Genomic DNA, 272 nt, shown 5'->3' with positions numbered 1-272 from the left:
CGGGGTCCGAGCCTGCGGACCAGATCAACCAGGCCGCGGTCGCCGCGATGGCCGAGGACGGCATCGACATCGCGGGCAACCAGCCGAGGATTCTCACCGCGGAGTCCGTGAAGGAATCGGATGTCGTCATCACCATGGGCTGCGGCGACACCTGCCCGATCTTCCCGGGCAAGCGCTACGAGGACTGGGATCTCGATGACCCGGCAGGGCGGGGAATCGATGCCGTCAGGCCCATCCGCGACGAGATCAAGGCGCGCATCGAACGGCTGCTC

1 protein-coding gene is annotated in these 272 nt (G+C 67.3%); it reads left to right on the top strand.

The genetic code is table 11. The features are described from left to right. Nucleotides 1–272: arsenate reductase/protein-tyrosine-phosphatase family protein (locus tag WDW90_RS39445; RefSeq protein WP_348529665.1), on the top strand; the 272-nt coding region annotated here is incomplete at both ends.

This window comes from Methylobacterium nigriterrae, assembly GCF_037106235.1.
In the GTDB taxonomy this organism is placed as follows: domain Bacteria; phylum Pseudomonadota; class Alphaproteobacteria; order Rhizobiales; family Beijerinckiaceae; genus Methylobacterium; species Methylobacterium nigriterrae.
Note: the sequence above shows the minus strand (reverse complement) of the source record. Positions and strands in the feature narration are given on the sequence as shown.